The sequence below is a fragment of the Gordonia asplenii genome (genome assembly GCF_012933505.1).
Lineage (GTDB): Bacteria > Actinomycetota > Actinomycetes > Mycobacteriales > Mycobacteriaceae > Gordonia > Gordonia asplenii.
On sequence record NZ_JABBNB010000128.1, the window covers coordinates 1 to 253 of the forward strand.

Below are 253 nucleotides of genomic sequence, written 5' to 3' on the forward strand. Positions count from 1 at the left end.
TAGTAGTACTTTGTTAGCTCGGCGTGTCGGCTTGACACTCGAGCGCGGTCTCGAGAACCTTTGAGAGTGAAGGACAGTGAACTCGCCGATGTCCAGTCCATGCTGGAATCCTTTGTGGCTGAAGTATTTTCATCGTTGCCTCGATCGGATCAACGGGTGAAGGCGCAGTTGTACGCGCGTGGGTTGCTGATGGACGGGCAACGCAAGTCGATGCAGCCGATGGCGCACCGACTTGACGTCGATCATCAACAGC

At 55.3% G+C, this 253-nt stretch carries 1 protein-coding gene; it reads left to right on the plus strand.

Annotation, left to right across the window (positions count from 1 at the left end):
- Positions 1–99: 99 nt before the first annotated feature.
- Positions 100–253 (plus strand): transposase (locus HH308_RS29480; RefSeq protein WP_211188993.1); only part of this gene is annotated, 154 nt, incomplete at its 3' end.